This window comes from Mycolicibacterium gilvum (genome assembly GCF_900454025.1).
GTDB lineage: Bacteria > Actinomycetota > Actinomycetes > Mycobacteriales > Mycobacteriaceae > Mycobacterium > Mycobacterium gilvum.
In genome coordinates, this window is sequence record NZ_UGQM01000010.1 from 1 (window position 1) to 17177 (window position 17177).

Consider the following 17177-nt stretch of genomic DNA (forward strand, 5'->3'; position numbering starts at 1 on the left):
AGTTCACCGGAGCGCCCGGCACACCGGGGGTGCCCGGGGTGGTGAAGTTCGCCGTGGCCTCGAGCGGAGCACCGGGCAGGCCCGGCGCCGGCGGCGTGGCGATGTCGATTCCGGAGTTCGCCGGATTCAAGGTGATCTCCGGGGTCGGCGGTGTCGTGTAGGTCGTCGACCCCTCCGACGGAAGGCCCGGTGTCCCGGGGCGGCGGGTCAAGATCTCGACGGTCGAGTTCGTCCCTGTGCCGGGCGCGGGCGGTGCGGGCGGCGAGAACGTCTCGACCGATCCCGACGACGGCGGCGTCGCAGCCGGCGGTGCGGGCGGTGAGAACGTCTCGACCGAGTTCACCGCAGGGGTGCCGGGGGCGCCCGGGGCGGGCGGGGTCACCACCGCGGTGTCGCCGACGGCCGGAACACCCGGTCCGCCCGGCGCAGGCGGGGTCACCACACCGGCCTCGTCCACCACCGGGGCGCCGGGAGCGCCCGGGGCGGGCGGAGTCACCACACCGCCCTCACCGCCGGTCGGAACACCCGGTCCACCCGGAGCGGGCGGGGTCACCACACCGGCTTCATCCACCACCGGCACGCCCGGAGCACCTGGAGCGGGCGGAGTCACCACACCCCCCTCACCACCGGTCGGAACACCCGGTCCACCCGGTGCAGGCGGAGTCACCACACCCCCCTCACCACCGGCCGGAACACCCGGAGCACCTGGGGCGGGCGCGGCACCGCGCCACCCAGCCCGCCGGCCGGCGGTGCGGGCGCGGGCGGTGCGGGCGGCGGGACGACACCGGCCTCGCCGATCACCGGCGCGCCCGGGATCGGCGGAGCCGGAGGGGGAACCTCGCCCCCTGCTGCGGCCAGAGGTGCGCCTGCCGGCACTGCGCCTCCGGCGCCCTCGACGGGGGCACCGCCGCCGCCCGGGCCACCGATGCCCGAGCCACCGCCTACTCCACCGGCTCCACCGGAGCCGGCCGCAGGCGCGACAGGTGCAGCAGCGCCGGACGGAGCCGCGCCGGCCTCACCGAACACCGGTGCGCCCGGCGCCCCCGTGGGGCCGGGGGCAGCGCCACTCCGGCCGGGACTGCGGCCGGGCCGCCCGGAACCGGGGGCGCAGGCGGAGCGACGAGACCAGCGGGACCACCCGCGGGGCCGGCGGGTGCGGGCGGAAGCGGCGGCAGGACGGCACCGCCGTCGCCGAACACCGGCGCACCGGGAACGGGCGGCGTCGGCAGTCCCGGGTTGGCCACCGGGGCGCCGACGGGGGCGCCGGGCACGGGAGGAACCGGCGGCGTTCCACCGCCGGTGGACGTCACGGCCGGAACCCCGGGGACGGGCGGGGCGGGCGGCGTCGCGCCCGACGCCGGCGTGCCGGCGGGAGCAGGAGGGGCCGGCGGCACCGGTGGCGTGCCGCCACGGGTCGACGTGGATGCGGGAGTTCCGGGAGACGGCGGGACGGGTGGTGTCGCCCCGACGACGGGGTGACGACCGAGGCCGGCGGCCTGCCGGGCACGGGCGGAGTGCCCGCCGAGGACGACGAGCTCGCGGTGGCCTGACGACCGGCGGGGCCGGATTCGGCGGCTCGGTGAACGAGCGGGCCGTGTCGGTCAGCGCCTGGGGGATCTCGCCGGGACGGGTCACGATCTGCTGAAGGATTCCAACGCACGGCACACCGCCCCGGGTGGGAGTCGCATTTGCCGCCGGACCCAGCAGCGGGGCACTCAAGAACAATCCTGCGCTGCCCATCATGACAACGACGATGCTCTTTTTCGTCCGAGACATGTGCTCCCAGTCCTTCTGCGTCCGCGCCGTGCGAATTACATCCGCGTAGTTACCGGGCTTACTGAACCGACAATTGGCGGAATCACCGACGCGACAGAGGGGGTGTTATGCAACCGTTGCCAAGGAGAAGCACAGCCGTCACCACCCCTCCGCGCACACCGACCTGGGCATTCATCGCAGCACGCTGGGAAAACAGGATCAGACGACGCGAGTCCGGCGCGCCGCCGCGTCGGGGCTCACGGCAGTGGGGCGCGCCAGGTGAGCGTCGTGCCGCCCTGCGCACCGCGTCGGACGGAGAACGAGCCGCCGACGTCCTGCGCGCGGCGCGCCAGGTTGGTCAGCCCGCTGCCGGTGACCTCGGCGGCGATCCCCCGGCCGTCGTCGGTGACGGTGATCGCCAGGTCGTCCTCGACGGTGACGGTGACCGCCACCGTCGAGGCCTCTGCGTGGCGAACGGCGTTGCTGACGGCTTCGCGCACCACGGCCTCGGCGTGGTCGGCCAACATTGCGTCCACGACTGACAGCGGACCCACGCACTGCATCGAGGTCCGCACGCCGGATTCCGGGAACGCGGCGACGGCCGCATCGAGACGCTGCCGCAGCCTGGTGACCGCCGACGACCCGCCGTGCAGGTCGAAGATCGCGGTCCTGATCTCCTGGATCACGCTTTGCAGATCGTCGACGTTGGCCGAGAGGCGCTGCTGCACCTCCTCGGACCGGGCGCGCGCGATCGATCCCTGCAGCGAGAGGCCGACGGCGAACAGTCGCTGGATCACGTGGTCGTGCAGGTCGCGGGCGATCCGGTCCCTGTCGGTCAGGATGCCGAGCTCGCGCATCCGGTGCTGGGTGCTCGCCAACTGCCACGCTTGGGCGGCCTGATCGGCGAACGCCGCCAGCATGTCCAGTTCATCGCTGCGAAAGGGTTGCGCGCCAACGGGTCTGAGTACGATCAGCACCCCCGGGACCGCGTCCGGTGCGCGCAACGGAAGAAGCAGCGCCGGACCGACGGTCGCACCGATGCCGATGTCTGCGCCGTCCGTCATGCCCGGTGTCCGGTGCACGAAGGCGTCTCCGATCGCGGTGCCGGCGACCGGGATCGGGTCGTGGGCCGCGGCGATCGTCTCCCCCGCCGAGGCCGCCACCGTCAGCTCGGCGACCTCCCCGACGGGCAGGTCCGGATCATCGGGGATGGCGACCAGGGTCGCCGCCGCACCGCTGAGCTTCTGCGCCCGGTCCGCGACCCGCCGGAACACCCCGGCCGGGTCGATGCCCGACAGCAACTCGGTGCCGATGTCGCGGGTCGCTTCGATCCACGACTGGCGGACCTGCGACTGGGCGTAGAGCCTGGCGTTGTCGATCGCGATGCCGGCCGCGGCCGCCAGCGCCTGAACCAGCACCTCGTCGTCTTCGCTGAACGGCTGGCCGTCGATCTTGTCGGTCAGGTACAGGTTCCCGAACACCTCGTCGCGGATGCGGACCGGAACCCCCAGGAAGGTGCGCATCGGCGGATGGTTCGGCGGAAAGCCCACCGAGGCCGCGTGCCGCGAGATGTCTTCGAGCCGAATGGGTTTCGGATCGTCGATCAACACGCCGAGCACGCCCCGCCCCTCCGGGAGGTGCCCGATGCGCTCGCGCATCGGCTCGTCGATCCCCTCGTAGATGAACTCGACGAGTTCGTGGTCGTGACCGCGCACCCCGAGCGCGCCGTACTGCGCGTCGACCAGCTCGATCGCCGTGTGCACGATGGTCCGCAACGTCTCGTCGAGCTCCAGCCCCGAGGTCACCGCGAGCATCGCCTCGACCAGTCCGTCGAGCCGGTCGCGGCCCTTGATGATCTGCTCCACCCGATCCTGCACCTCGGTCAGCAGCTCACGGAGCCTCAACTGCGACAACGTGGCACGGACCGGGCGTGCGCCGTCATCTGCCCGATGGTCGCCTGCGTCCCCCACCGCTCCATCGTGCACCACCCCGGCCGCGCCGAGCCACACGTCATCTGAGGACCATTGGCCCTGCCCTCCCCCGCTGCCGCCGCGCAGTATCGAAGGTGGACCGATGGAGGCCACCATGTCAGCGACACAGGTTCGCATCGAAACCATCATCGACGCGGTGGACGTGGCGTGCCGGGCACCGTCGCTGCACAACAGCCAGCCGTGGCGCTGGGTGGCCACCGATCACGGCGTCGACCTCTACGCCGACCCCGACCGGATGATCCGGGCCGCCGACTCCACCGGCCGCGAGGCTCTGATCAGCTGCGGCGCCGTTCTCGACCATTTCCGGGTCGCGATGGCCGCCGCGGGCTGGAGCATCACCGTCGAGCGGCTGCCCGAACCGTCCGACCCCCGTCACATCGCCAGAATCAGATTCGCCACCGCCACCGAGGTCACCGCCGAGCAGAAGCGCCGGCCGATGCGATCCTGGTGCGCCGCACAGACCGTCTGCCGCTCAGCGCGCCGCGGGACTGGGACGTACCCGGCGAAACCGGAGCGGCCGGTGCGGAGCCGGACAATCCGGTGAGAGTGCACACGGTACCGGGCGACAAGCGCGACATGCTGGTCGAGGCCTCCCAGCTGGCGGAGGTGCTGCGGCTCTACGACTCCGACTACCACTCCGAATTGTTCTGGTGGACAGCTGATTTCGTCGCCACCGAGGGAATTCCCGCGCAGTGCACTGGTTTCGGCCGCCGAAGGGGACCGTGTCGGTATCGGACGCACGTTTCCGGTCACCACGCAGCCCGAGCGCCGCGGTGAACTGGAGTCCGACGATGCCGCCATCGTGGTGCTCTCCACCGAGGACGATTCGCGCGAGAGCGTGCTGCGCTGCGGCGAGGCACTGTCGGCATTTCTGTTGGACGCCACCATGACAGGACTGGCGACCTGCACGGTCACCCACATCCACGAGGTGCCTGCGGTCGCGAGGTGGTCGCAACGGTGCTCGCACCACGGCGATCCCCCAGGTCCTGGTGCGGGTCGGAGCGGCCCCGGCCCTGGACGCCACCCCCGCGCCCACACCGCGCCGGCCGGTCCGCGACGTACTCGAAATACACAGAGGTGCAGCATGTTAGACGCCACATCCACACCGTGCATCGTCGTCGGGATCGACGGTTCGCCCGCCGCGATCGACGCGGCGCTGTGGGCGGTCGATCAGGCGGTGGACCGCGACATCCCGCTGCGTCTGGTGTACGTGATCGACGCCGACGAGGAGGGCGCCGTGGATCCCCACGGACCAGGCGCGACAACTGGCCACCGCGGAGATGGCGGTGCGCTATGCCCTGACGGCGCTGGAGTCGACGGAACAACCGGTCAAGATCGAAGTGGAGATTCTGCGGGGCAGGCCGGTGCAGACCCTGCTGGAGGCGGCGCGCTCGGCGGTGCTGATCTGCCTCGGCGCCCGCGGGCTCAAGCACTCGACCCAGGGCAGGATCGGCTCGACGGCCGCCGCGGTCTCGGCGACCGCCCACTGTCCTGTCGCGGTGGTACGGGCGCACCGTCCGCACCGGCGCCCCGACCGCGCCGTCGTCATCGAGATCACCGACAACGTCGACGGGGGCGCAGTGCTGGAACGGGGGCTCGACGAGGCACGCCGCCGCGGCGCACCGGTCCGCGTGCTGACCTCGGCGCGGCCGCAACTCGACGTCACCGCCCGCTGGGAACGCCGGCTCGCCGAATGGCGCCACCGCTATCCGGACCTCGACATCTCCGCGGTCCGCGCCCGCGACGGACTCTTCGACTACCTGGCGGCCCACGGGGACGGACTACAGCTGCTGGTCACCGGCCGAAACCGGCCCGGTGGAGTCGCCCCTCTGGTCGGAACACCCGGTAACGCCGCCCTGCGCGACACCGACTGTTCGATACTGGTGTGCGAACCGCCCAACGCACTGTGAAACGGTGCCGACCACAGGGGTAAGCCTCGCAATGGTGAAGGTCTTTCTGGTAGATGACCACGAAGTCGTCCGGCGTGGTCTGATCGACCTGCTCGGAAGCGATCCCGAGCTCGACGTCGTCGGCGAGGCGGGTTCGGTGTCCGAGGCGCTGACCCGTGTCCCGACCGCACAGCCCGATGTGGCCGTACTCGACGTGCGTCTGCCCGACGGCAACGGCATCGAGTTGTGCCGTGAGTGCTGTCACTGATGCCCGACCTCCGGTGCCTGATGCTGACGTCGTTCACCTCCGACGAGGCGATGCTCGACGCGATCCTGGCCGGCGCCAGCGGCTACGTGGTCAAGGACATCAAGGGCATGGAGCTCGCACGGGCCATCAAGGAGGTCGGCTCGGGCCGGTCGCTGCTCGACAACCGCGCCGCGGCCGCGCTGATGGCGAAGCTGCGGGGCGAGGGCGAGAGGACCGATCCGCTGTCCGGTCTGACCGACCAGGAGCGGGTGCTGCTCGACCTTCTCGGTGAGGGCCTGACGAACAAACAGATCGCCGCGCGGATGTTCCTCGCCGAGAAGACCGTCAAGAACTACGTCTCGCGACTGCTCGCCAAGCTCGGCATGGAGCGGCGAACCCAGGCCGCGGTGTTCATCTCCAAACTCGACCGCGGACACGGCGCGGGCGGCGCCTGAGCACCGCCCGCCGATCCTCACTCCACCGGTGAATCATCCAGCTTCACAACGACTTCGGAGAGGTCGCGGCGAGGAGTGGAAGGCAACGGGTCGGCGTTGACCGGCGCCCAACCCACCCGCAGCAGCATCTGCGGGTATCCGTCGGTGCCGAACACGTCGCGGCGCACCGCCTCACGCGTCTCGGCGATCTCCAGAGGCTCGGTGATCGGGCAACTCGCCAGGCCCAGCGCGGTCGCGGTGAGCAACACGACGCTCGTCGCCTCCCCGCGCGCAGCCAGGACAGCCGGTCGTCGCCGGCCGTCCCCAGCGCCAGCACCACCGCATTGTCCTGATCGGCGGCGGTGTCGGGTGTCTGCGGCAGCACCCCGCCCGCGAAGGCCCGCGCCGACACCGCCCCCGCGGTCTCGGCCGGGACGCTGCGGGCCGGGACACCCGCCGTTGCGGCGTACCGGCCGCTCCAGGCAGCCAGCTCCGTGAGATATCCGGCATCCGTCCGGTGTTGGAAAGCCGCGGCGCTCACGAGCCGTTTGAGCCCCGCCAGATCATCGACGCGGCGCAACGCCACGCCCGCGCGGGCAGCCCGGGCGCCCATCAGCGCGACGTCACCCTGGGGCACCGGCCAGGAGCTGTAGTACCGACGATCCGTGCGGCGCCGCGGGATCGCAGCGGCCAGCGTCACGTCCAGATCGGCCGCCGGATATCTGCGGAGTTCCAGCGCGGCGAGGTGGTCCGGTTCCGCCGGATTGGGGAACCGGTGGATCTTGGCCTGCCAACCCAGCGCAGCCAAGGCCACCACACAGTGATGCAGCGCCGCACCGCAGCTGAGCATCAGGTCCCGGGCATCGGGATCGGTGTGCGGCAGCAGCAGATCGGGGTTGGCGTACAGATGCACACTCTCGTGCCCGACCCGCCACTGCCATGGTTGCGAGTTGTGCACCGACGGTGCACGATTGGCCAGGGACAGCGCTGAGCGCAGCGTCTCGGCGTCTGGAAAGTGCGCATTCATGCTTTGCCACCCCTTCAGGAGTCGTGTTCTCCATCCAGAGTGCGCTACAGGGACTTCTGTGATCAGAGCAAAAAGTCCTTTCCTCAGGTCTGCAGCCACACCGCGGTGTCGCCGGGCAGCACCCCGTCGACCCCGGGCGAGGACGCGAGCACCACCGAGGCACCGGCGGGAAGCGTGACATCAGCGGTCCCGGTGTTGACCCAGCACTGCGCGCCGCCGCGGTCGAACGCGGCCACCTCGGCCGCGACGTCGAGCCAGGTCACCTCTCCGGCGTCCCGCCACAGCGACGGCCGCAGTTTCAGCGCCGCACGGTAGAGGTGCAGCATCGAGTCCGGATCACGCTCCTGCGCCTCGACGCTGTGCTCGGCCCAGTGCCCGGGCTGAGGCAGCCACGTCACCGCGTCCGGACCGTCGGCGAACCCGTAGGTCGGCTCGGATTCGTTCCACGGCAACGGAATCCGACATCCGTCACGGCCCACGTCGGTGAAGCCGGACTGCGCCCAGGTCGGATCCTGGCGGACGTCGTCGGGCAGGTCTTCGATCTCCTCGAGACCCAGTTCCTCACCCTGGTAGACGTAGGCCGTGCCGGGCAGCGCCAGCTGGACCAGGGCCGCGGCGCGGGCACGCCGTCGCCCGAGCTCGTGATCGGGTTCCTCGCCGGACCAGCGTCCCCGTTCCCAATCCGTCTCGACGAGATGGTCGGGCTGCGACCGCGAGAAACGCGTGACTGTGCGCGTCACATCGTGATTCGACAGCACCCAGGTCGGAGGCGCACCGACCGAGGCGGCCGAGGTGATCGCGTCGTCGATGACCCCGCGCAGGTTCGCCGCGCGCCACGGCGAGCGCAGGAAGTCGAACTGGAACGCGGTGTGCAGTTCGTCGGGACGCAGATACCGGGCCAGTCGTTCGTTGCTGGACACCCACGCCTCGGCGATGAAGATCCGCTCGGGGGTGTAGCGCTGCGCCACCGACCGCCAGCCGCGGTAGATGTCGTGCACGCCGTCCTGATCCCAGGCCGGATGCTGCGCCTCGACCTGCAGCATCGCCTGCGGCGCGTCCGCCTGCGCGCCGTCGGGCAGCCCCTCGGCCTTGACCAGACCGTGGGCGACGTCGATGCGGAACCCGTCGACGCCGCGGTCGAACCAGAACGCCAGGATGTCCTCGAACTCGGCTCGGACCTCCGGGTTCTCCCAGTTCAGATCGGGCTGACCGGGCGCGAACAGATGCAGATACCACTGGCCCTGCAGCGGCCCGTCGGTGATGCGTGTCCATGCCGGTCCGCCGAACACGCTCTGCCAATCGTTGGGTGGCAGTTCACCGTTCGCGCCGCGCCCGGGCCGGACGTGATACCGGTCGCGCGCCGCCGGGTCACCGGCGAGCGCGGCCTCGAACCACGCGTGCCGGTCCGAGGTGTGGTTCGGCACGATGTCGAGGATCACCCGGATGCCGACCGCGTGGGCGGCGTCGATCAGGTCCTGCGCCTCGGTCAACGTCCCGTAGGCCGGTTCGATGTCGCGGTAGTCGGCGACGTCGTAGCCGGCGTCGGCCATCGGAGAGGGATACCAGGGGTTGATCCAGATCGCGTCGACGCCCAGGGCGCCCAGGTAACCCACCCGCGCCCGCAGACCCCGGATGTCGCCGATGCCGTCTCCGTTGCCGTCGGCGAAGCTGCGGATGTAGACCTGGTAGACGACGGCGGTCTGCCACCACGGGTGCTGGGGTGCCACGGGGAACTCCTCGGCGAAGACATCGGGATTGCGTGAAAGTTTGCGTGTTCAGCGTCGGTGTGTCGGCCTGATGTGTCAAACCTCGGGAATCGTCGCGCCGGTGTTCTCGCTCGACCATCGTCACCGTCGGGGCCGGCACCGCTTGGCGGGGCACTTCACTTGCGCCGCAACGTCGATACGGTGGCGATGATCGCATCGCCGTCCCGGGGCGCAGCAGCCGACGTCATCTCCGGCGACCACCCTGCCCACCGGACCGGCGGTCAGCGGCGGCACCGCCCCGCCGCACGCGGACCGCTCCCCCACCAGCCTTGTGAGGTGTGACACACTCTTCCCGTAGGTGAATGTGCTGCACGTGGCCCTATCGGAGACCACAACTTCCGACACGAGGGCAAACTTCATAGACGAGGACGTGATGAAACGAAATCAGTTCGCCCGCGGGCGACGGCGTCGCGCAGTCGCGCTGGCCAGTGCGCCTCTGGTGGCCGCGTCGTTGTTGTCCGGGTGCGGCGCCCAGAGCGGTCCCCCGACCTTGACGTGGTACATCCTTCCCGACAACGGCGGCTCGGTCGCGCGTGCCGAGCAGTGCGCCGAGGCGTCCAACGGCGCCTACCAGGTGCGTATCGAGTCGCTGCCGAGCACCGCGACCGCCCAGCGCGAACAGATGGTTCGCCGTCTGGCCGCCGGTGATTCGTCGATCGACCTCGTCAGCATGGACGTGGTCTTCACCGCGGAGTTCGCCAACGCCGGGTTCCTGCGCCCGTACACCGCAGAGGAGACCAGCCGGTTGACCGCCGGGATGCTGCCCGCCCCGATCGAGACCGGGATGTGGGAGGACACCCTCTACGGCGCGCCGTACAAGTCGAACGCGCAGCTGCTCTGGTACCGCAAGTCCGCGGCGGCCGCGGCCGGCGTCGACCCCGCCTCTCCGACCTTCACCTGGGACGAGATGCTCAAAGCCGCTGTGGGGCAGCAGAAGAAGATCGCGGTCCAGGCCCAGCGGTACGAGGGCTACACCGTGTTGATCAACGCCCTGGTGCTCTCGGGCGGCGGTGCGCTCCTCGAAGACGTGGAAGCCGGACGCGACGCCAAACCGTCGCTGAACACTCCGCCCGGGCTCAAGGCCGCCGAGATCGTCGGCACCCTCGGTCGCTCTCCCGCCGCGCCCACCGACATGTCGAACGCGTCGGAAGAGCAGGCGCGCGCCAACTTCCAGTCCGATCAGGGCATGTTCATGGTCAACTGGCCGTACGTGCTGGCCGCCGCGCGCAGCGCCGCCGAGGAGGGCACGCTGCCGCAGGAGGTCGTCGACGACATCGGTTGGGCCCGCTACCCCAGGGTGTCCCCGGATATGCCGAGCGCGCCGCCGCTGGGCGGTGCGAACCTCGGCATCGGCGCGTACACGGAGTATCCGGAGGAGGCCGTCGCGCTGGTCGAGTGCATCAACGCCGAACCGAAGGCCACTCAGTACATGCTCGACGAGAGTGAGCCGTCACCGTATGCGGCGTCCTACGACAACCCCGAGATCCGGGAGACCTACGAGAACGCCGACCTGATCCGGGAGTCGATCGGCGACGGCGGCCCCCGTCCACCCACGCCGTTCTACACCGACATCTCGGGCGCGATCCAGCAGACGTGGCATCCGCCCGCGTCGGTGACTTCCGAAACTCCGGAAAGGACAGACCAATTCATGGCTGACGTGCTGGCGGGGAGGCGACTGCTGTGACCGCACCGGCAGACGCCCCCATCCAGAAGGACCCGGGTAAACCCTCGGTCAGCGAGCGCGCCAAAGGCGAACGCCGGCTCGGGCTCTACCTGACCCTGCCCTCGTATGTGGTGATGCTGCTCGTCACCGCCTACCCGCTCGGCTACGCGCTGGTGTTGTCGCTGTACAACTTCCGGCTCACCGACCCCGAGGGCCGCAGTTTCGTCGGCCTGGGCAACTACCTCGTCATCCTGACCGACCCGATCTGGTGGAACGACTTCGTCACCACGTTGGCGATCACCGTGGTGACGGTGGCCATCGAACTGGTACTCGGGTTCTGGTTCGCGTTCGTGATGCTGCGCATCGTGCGGGGCCGGGGCCCGTTGCGCACGGCGATCCTGATCCCGTACGGCATCGTCACGGTGGTCTCGGCGTTCATCTGGCGCTACGCGTTCGCCATCGACTCCGGCTTCGTCAACCAGTGGCTCAACCTGACCGACTTCGACTGGTTCGGAGACCGCTGGTCGGCCATCTTCGTGATCTGCCTGTCCGAGATCTGGAAGACCACCCCCTTCATCTCGCTGCTGCTGCTCGCAGGCCTGGTCCAGGTCCCCGAGGACATGCAGGAGGCCGCGAAGGTCGACGGCGCCACGGCGTGGCAGCGGTTGTGGAAGATCACGCTGCCGAACATGAAGGCGGCGATCATGGTCGCTCTGCTGTTCCGCACGCTGGACGCGTGGCGCATCTTCGACAATCCGTACGTGATGACGGCCGGCGCCAACAACACCGAGACCATCTCGTTCCTGGCCTACCGGCAGAACGTGACACTGGTCAATCTCGGTATGGGATCGGCGGTCTCGGTACTGCTGTTCCTGTCGGTCGTCGCGATCGCGTGGATATTCATCAAGGTCTTCAAGACCGACCTCTCGCAAGTCAGGGGTGACCAGTGACCAAGAACACCAAGTGGTGGACGATCGCGGGCATCGTGATCGTGATCTACAGCTTCGTGCCGATGCTGTGGATGATCAGCCTGGCGTTCAAGCCGCCGTCGGACATCGTGTCGGGCGAACCGTCGTTCCTGCCGAGCACCGTCACGTTCGACAACTTCGCCCAGATCTTCAGCAATCCGCTGTTCACCAGGGCGCTGATCAACTCGATCGGCATCGCGCTGGTCGCCACCGTCATCTCGGTGATCATCGCGATGTTCGCCGCGTATGCCATTGCGCGTCTGGAGTTCCCGGGCAAGAAGGTGCTGCTGTCGCTGGCGCTGGGCATCGCCATGTTCCCGCAGGCCGCACTCGTCGGTCCGCTGTTCGACATGTGGCGCGGGCTGGGCATCTACGACACCTGGCTGGGTCTGATCATCCCGTACCTGACCTTCGCACTGCCCCTGTCGATCTGGACGATGTCGGCCTTCTTCCGGCAGATCCGTGGGAGATGGAGCATGCCGCACAGGTCGACGGCGCCACCCAGTGGCAGGCGTTCCGCAAGGTGATCGTGCCGTTGGCCGCGCCGGGCGTGTTCACGACCGCGATCCTGACGTTCTTCTTCTGCTGGAACGACTTCCTGTTCGCGATCTCGCTGACGTCCACGGACAGCGCACGCACGGTGCCCGCCGCGCTGGCGTTCTTCCAGGGCGCGTCGTACTTCGAATCCCCCGTCCCCTACATCATGGCGGCCTCGGTGATCGTGACGATCCCCGTCGTCATCCTGGTTCTCGTCTTCCAACGGCGCATCGTCGCCGGTCTTACTTCCGGAGCAGTGAAGGGATAGCCCCATGGCAGCAATCACGATGCGCAATATCGTCAAGAAATACGGTGACGGCTATCCGGCCGTCAACGATGTGAGCCTCGACATCGCCGACGGTGAGTTCGTGATCCTCGTCGGTCCGTCGGGCTGCGGCAAGTCGACCCTGCTGCGGATGATCGTGGGGCTCGAGGACATCACGTCCGGGGACATGATGATCGGCGACAAGCGGGTCAACGACATGGCTCCGCGCGACCGCAACCTGGCCATGGTGTTCCAGAACTACGCGCTCTACCCGCACCTGACGGTGTTCGAGAACATCGCGTTCCCACTTCGGTTGGCGGGCAAGCTGTCCGACGACGAGATCCGGCAGCGGGTCAACGACGCGGCCACGACGCTCGAGCTCGGCGAGCATCTCGACCGCAAGCCGGCCAACCTGTCGGGCGGTCAGCGTCAGCGGGTCGCGATGGGTCGCGCGATCGTGCGCGAGGCCGACGCGTTCCTGTTCGACGAACCGCTGAGCAACCTCGATGCCAAGCTGCGCGGCCAGATGCGCACCGAGATCCTGCGCCTGCAACGCAAACTGGGTGTCACGACCGTGTACGTGACGCACGACCAGACCGAGGCGATGACGCTGGGCGATCGCGTCGCGGTGCTCAAAAAGGGTGTGCTGCAGCAGGTCGCCAGCCCGCGCGAACTCTACGACCAGCCCGTCAACCTGTTCGTCGCCGGCTTCATCGGCTCGCCGCCGATGAACTTCGTCCCGGCGCGGGTGACGGGCAACGAGATCGAGTTGCCGTTCGCGACCGTCCCGCTGCGTGACGAGTGGCGCGGCTCGGTGGAGGAAGGGAAGGTCTATATCGCCGGGATCCGGCCGGGTGCCTTCGAGGACGCCGAGTTCGTCGACCGGGACAAGGCTTCGCGTGGGGTCACTTTCGACGTCGAGATCGATGTCACCGAATGGCTGGGCAACGAGCAGTACGCCTTCGTGCCGTTCGAGGCGACGACGGAGATCTCGGGCCAGTTGGCCGAGCTGGCAAATGAACTCGACAGTGAGCAGCTCCGCACGCAGATCTGTGTGGAGCTCGACCCGCTGAGCCGGGTGCGTTCCGGAGACAAGGCCACCCTGTGGCTGGACTCGGAGCGGCTGCACCTGTTCGACCCGCACTCGGGTGACAACCTGACCCGGGTCTCCCACGAGCGCCCGCGCGAGCAGAATCCACCCGAATCCCGGGGCCGGCACGCGGCGACCGCGGGCTGAGCCGACCGCCGCTCTCACCGATGGCCGCTCCCGAATTGCGGCTACGGGCCCCGCGCCCGGGGCTGATCGCGCTGCCGTGGGACCGGCCGCTCGCCGACTGGGCCGCCCCGATGTCGCGTTGCGCGACATCGCGGTGGGGCCGAGCAGGCACCTGGTCAGGTTCGTCGAATCCGACGGCGAACTGTGGGCGCTCAAGGAGTTGCCGCCCCGGATCGCCGGCCGCGAGTACGGCGTGCTGAGCCGGCTCGAAGAGATGGGGATCAACTCCGTACGTGCGGCGGGTGTGGTCTTCCAGCCGGATTTCGACACCGCGATCCTGCTGACGCGGTATCTGGTCGGTTCGTGGCAGTACCGGCGGCTCTTCATGCGACTGCCGCCCGATGCGCCCAAACACCGGGCCCGGCTGTTCGATGCGATGGCCACGCTGCTCGTCGAGCTGCACCGTCACGGTGTCTTCTGGGGCGACTGCTCGCTGGCCAACACCTTGTTCTCGCGACGGGCAGGTGCTGCAGGCGTTCCTCGTCGACGCCGAGACCAGCGAGGTGCATCCGGGACTGTCCGACGGGCAGCGCGCACACGACATCGACATCACGGTGGAGAACGTCGGGGCCGGGCTGCTGGACATGGCCGCCAAGCTCGAAAGACCGGATCTGCAGCCGGGTTTCATCGCCGAAGCGGTCGGTATCAGAGATCGCTACGAACAGTTGTGGAACCTGCTGGATGCGAAGCCGACGTTCGGTTTCGCCGATCGCTACCGGGTCGAGAGCACGATCCGCAAGCTCAACGAACTCGGCTTCGCCGTCGACGAGGTGTCGCTGCAGCCGGTGAGTTCCGGCGCCGAGGATCTGCGGTTACACGTCGCGGTGGGCGACCGCAACTTCCATGCGACCCAGCTGCGGCGGCTCACCGGGCTCGACGTCGGCGAGGGGCAGGCACGGATCCTGCTCGGGGATCTGCACGCCTATCAGGGGCAGCTGTGCCGGGAAGCCGGCCACGACGTCGATGAGCGGACCGCCGCGCAGTTGTGGGTGATGGAGGTGGCCACACCCACCATGCACCGTGCGCACCGAGCGGTCGGCGGCGCGGGGACCCCGATCCAGGCCTACTGCGATCTGCTGGAGTGCGGTGGCTGTTGTCCGAGCGCGCCGGCCAGGACGTCGGTACCGAACGTGCGCTGCAGGCGTTGGCGCGCAACGTCGTACCGTCGGAGTCGGCCGCGCAGCTCGCCGTGGTGGAGGTTCCGACCGAGCCCTTCTCGGTGCTCGACGACGAGTAACGCGGCGAAGATGCGATCATCGCTACATGGACGTCCGCATCAGGAACAGCGTCCGCGTCGTCGGGCGGCCGGACGGACGCCCCCTCATGCTCGCGCACGGCTTCGGCTGCGACCAGAACCTGTGGCGACTCGTCGTTCCGCTGCTCTCCGACAGATTCCGCATCGTGTTGTTCGATCACGTCGGGTCGGGTTCCTCCGATGCCGGAGCGTGGACCGCGAAGCGGTACGCCGACCTGCAGCAGTACGCCGATGACATCCTCGAGATCGTCGACGGCATGCGGCTGCGGAGGTCGTGTACGTCGGCCATTCGGTCGCGGCGATGATGGGTGTGCTCGCCACCGCGAAGAACCCGGGCGCGTTCGCGGGGCTCGTTCTGCTGACCCCGTCCCCGCGCTATCTCGACGATGGCGATTACCGCGGCGGCTTCACCCGCTTGGACATCGACGAGTTGCTCGACTCCATCGAGAGCAACTATCTGGGATGGTCCCGTGCGATGGCGCCGGTGATCATGGGAACCCCGGAGCGTCCCGACCTCGAAGGCGAACTGGCCGACGCGTTCTGCCGCACCGACCCGCAACGGGCGCTGGCGTTCGCGAGGGCCACATTCCTGTCCGACAACCGGGCCGATCTCGCGCGGGTCACGGTGCCGACGGTGGTGGTCGAGTGCGCCAGGGACACACTCGCACCGCGGGAGGTGGGCGCCTACTGCCACGAGCAGATCGCAGGGAGCACGCTGGTCACCCTCGACGCCAGCGGGCACTGCCCGCATCTGAGCGCCCCGGAGGACACCGCGGCCGCGATCGCCGACTTCGCCCTGCGGTTGTGACAGACGATCCGCGTCCGATCGGGGGCTCGACGAATTCTTCGACAGTGCGCCCTGCGGGCTGTTGCTGACCTCACCCGACGGTCGGATCATCCGCGCCAACGAGACGTTCAGCCGATGGGTCGGATACCGGTCCGAGCACCTCACCGGCCGGCAGTTCCCCGATCTGCTCGCCGCCGGCAGCAGGATCCACTACGAGACCCACTTCGTGTCGATGCTCCACATGAACGGCTCGCTCGACGGCGTCGCGGCCGATCTGCTGACCGCGGACGGAACGAGGCTGGCGGGATTCGTCACCGCGAACGTCGAGCGCGATGCCGCGGGGCGGTGGTGGCGCTGCGGATCGCGATCCAGGATGCCAGCGAACGCCGTTCGTATGAACGCGAACTCCTCGAGACCCGGCGCCGCGCCGACCGTGAACGGGAGCGTGCGCAGGTGCTCGCCGCGACCCTGCAGCGGTCCCTCATCCCGCCGACGTTGTCGCCGCCGCGCGGGTTGACCGCGGCGGCCCACTACCACAACGCCTCCCGCGACGACGTCGGTGGAGATTTCTACGATCTCTTCCCGATGGCCGAGGACAGATGGGGCATGTTCCTCGGCGACGTGTCGGGTAAGGGCGCCGGTGCGGCCGCCGTGACCTCGCTGACGCGCTACACCCTGCGCGCCGCCGCGGTCAACGACCGCGACCCGGTCGCGGTGTTGCACACCCTCGACGCGGTCCTCAGCCACGAGTTCCACGGCGACGACCCCCGGTTCTGCACGGTGATCTTCGGGGTGATCACCGCGGCACCCGACGGCTTCGACGTGCAGCTCGCCACCGGCGGTCATCCCCCGCGCTGCTGCTGCCGGTGGACGGCCCCGCACGCTACGTCGCCACCCCCGGGGGTCAGGCCGTGGGGCTGATCAGGAACCCGAGATTCGTCTCGACCAGCGTGCATCTGGGCCCCGGGGACACGCTGGTGATGTACACCGACGGTCTGACCGAGGCGAAGACGGGACGCACGAGGCGCTTCGACGACGACGCCCTGCTCGAGTTCGCCGGGCGCCACACGCCGACCGACGCCGGTGCTTTCGTCGAGGCCGTTCGCGTGCTGCTCGCCAGCTTCGGCGACGGACTCGAAGACGATGCCGCGGTGATCGCGCTCAGCGTGCCCCGCTGAACCTCCTTCCGTAGATTCGGAGTAATCTCGGCGTCGTGTCCGCAGATGCGGATGGAAGTCGAGGGTGTCGCGTGACCATGATTCGGATCAGGGACGCCGCGGCGCTGCTCGGCGTCAGCGACGACACCGTCCGGCGCTG

The 17177-nt window shown here is 69.3% G+C and carries 10 protein-coding genes and 10 pseudogenes; 14 read left to right on the forward strand and 6 right to left on the reverse strand.

What is annotated here, in order from left to right; genetic code table 11:
* From DYE23_RS31625 to DYE23_RS31635, 3 genes and pseudogenes are all read right to left on the reverse strand, one after another.
* Positions 1-580: pseudogene (locus DYE23_RS31625) on the reverse strand (hypothetical protein); the annotation flags it as partial.
* Positions 581-663: 83 nt separating this feature from the next.
* Entirely contained in the window at positions 664-876 is a 213-nt protein-coding gene (locus tag DYE23_RS31630) for a hypothetical protein (RefSeq protein WP_235660723.1), read from the reverse strand.
* 65 nt (positions 877-941) lie between these two features.
* Complete coding sequence (locus DYE23_RS31635) at positions 942-1310, reverse strand: hypothetical protein (RefSeq protein ID WP_235660724.1); 369 nt, start codon at positions 1308-1310, stop codon at positions 942-944.
* Between DYE23_RS31635 and DYE23_RS31640 the strand changes: the two genes are divergently transcribed.
* On the forward strand, positions 1300-1479 hold the full coding sequence (locus tag DYE23_RS31640) for a hypothetical protein (RefSeq protein WP_235660725.1): 180 nt from the start codon (positions 1300-1302) through the stop codon (positions 1477-1479). The two genes, DYE23_RS31635 and DYE23_RS31640, sit on opposite strands and share 11 nt — an antisense overlap.
* Positions 1480-2012: 533 nt before the next feature.
* On the opposite strand, the gene DYE23_RS30360 is transcribed toward DYE23_RS31640, so the two are convergent.
* Positions 2013-3740, reverse strand: a complete 1728-nt coding sequence (locus DYE23_RS30360; protein WP_115328947.1) for a GAF domain-containing sensor histidine kinase — start codon at positions 3738-3740, stop codon at positions 2013-2015.
* Between the two features lie 100 nt (positions 3741-3840).
* Between DYE23_RS30360 and DYE23_RS30365 the strand changes: the two are divergent.
* The 4 genes and pseudogenes from DYE23_RS30365 (at position 3841) to dosR (ending at position 6337) form a co-directional block, all read left to right on the forward strand.
* Positions 3841-4837, forward strand: a pseudogene (locus tag DYE23_RS30365) (Acg family FMN-binding oxidoreductase).
* Positions 4831-4935 (forward strand): annotated as a pseudogene (locus DYE23_RS31895) (universal stress protein); the annotation flags it as partial. The pseudogenes DYE23_RS30365 and DYE23_RS31895, both read left to right, overlap by 7 nt.
* A 97-nt stretch (positions 4936-5032) precedes the next feature.
* On the forward strand, positions 5033-5656 hold the full coding sequence (locus tag DYE23_RS30370; protein WP_337442317.1) for a universal stress protein: 624 nt from the start codon (positions 5033-5035) through the stop codon (positions 5654-5656).
* 31 nt (positions 5657-5687) lie between these two features.
* Positions 5688-6337, forward strand: a pseudogene (dosR, locus tag DYE23_RS30375) (hypoxia response regulator transcription factor DosR/DevR).
* A 17-nt stretch (positions 6338-6354) separates the two neighbouring features.
* On the opposite strand, the pseudogene DYE23_RS30380 reads toward dosR, so the two are convergent.
* Positions 6355-7343 (reverse strand): annotated as a pseudogene (locus DYE23_RS30380) (Acg family FMN-binding oxidoreductase).
* A gap of 83 nt (positions 7344-7426) precedes the next feature.
* A complete protein-coding gene (locus DYE23_RS30385) occupies positions 7427-9070 on the reverse strand; it encodes a glycoside hydrolase family 13 protein (protein WP_013471929.1) in 1644 nt (547 codons plus the stop codon).
* A gap of 412 nt (positions 9071-9482) precedes the next feature.
* Here DYE23_RS30385 and DYE23_RS30390 point away from each other — a divergent pair, with 412 nt between their 5' ends.
* The 9 genes and pseudogenes from DYE23_RS30390 to DYE23_RS31910 all read left to right on the forward strand — a co-directional run.
* The gene (locus DYE23_RS30390; protein ID WP_011894703.1) at positions 9483-10793 is read left to right on the forward strand and encodes an extracellular solute-binding protein; all 1311 of its coding nucleotides are present in this window, start codon (positions 9483-9485) and stop codon (positions 10791-10793) included.
* Positions 10790-11722: a carbohydrate ABC transporter permease gene (locus DYE23_RS30395; RefSeq protein WP_011894704.1), complete on the forward strand. Its 933-nt coding sequence runs from the start codon at positions 10790-10792 to the stop codon at positions 11720-11722. The genes DYE23_RS30390 and DYE23_RS30395 overlap by 4 nt, the downstream gene beginning before the upstream one ends.
* Positions 11719-12545 (forward strand): annotated as a pseudogene (locus DYE23_RS30400) (carbohydrate ABC transporter permease). Before DYE23_RS30395 ends, DYE23_RS30400 begins: the two are co-directional and overlap by 4 nt.
* A gap of 4 nt (positions 12546-12549) precedes the next feature.
* The gene (locus tag DYE23_RS30405; RefSeq protein ID WP_099961372.1) at positions 12550-13779 is read left to right on the forward strand and encodes an ABC transporter ATP-binding protein; all 1230 of its coding nucleotides are present in this window, start codon (positions 12550-12552) and stop codon (positions 13777-13779) included.
* Positions 13780-13799: 20 nt separating this feature from the next.
* A pseudogene (locus tag DYE23_RS30410) lies at positions 13800-15055 on the forward strand (DUF4032 domain-containing protein).
* A gap of 26 nt (positions 15056-15081) precedes the next feature.
* Positions 15082-15881 (forward strand): annotated as a pseudogene (locus DYE23_RS30415) (alpha/beta fold hydrolase).
* Positions 15882-15942: 61 nt separating this feature from the next.
* The gene (locus tag DYE23_RS31900) at positions 15943-16377 is read left to right on the forward strand and encodes a PAS domain-containing protein (RefSeq protein WP_337442318.1); all 435 of its coding nucleotides are present in this window, start codon (positions 15943-15945) and stop codon (positions 16375-16377) included.
* Between the two features lie 89 nt (positions 16378-16466).
* A pseudogene (locus tag DYE23_RS31905) lies at positions 16467-17038 on the forward strand (PP2C family protein-serine/threonine phosphatase).
* A gap of 77 nt (positions 17039-17115) precedes the next feature.
* Positions 17116-17177: pseudogene (locus tag DYE23_RS31910) on the forward strand (MerR family transcriptional regulator); the annotation flags it as partial.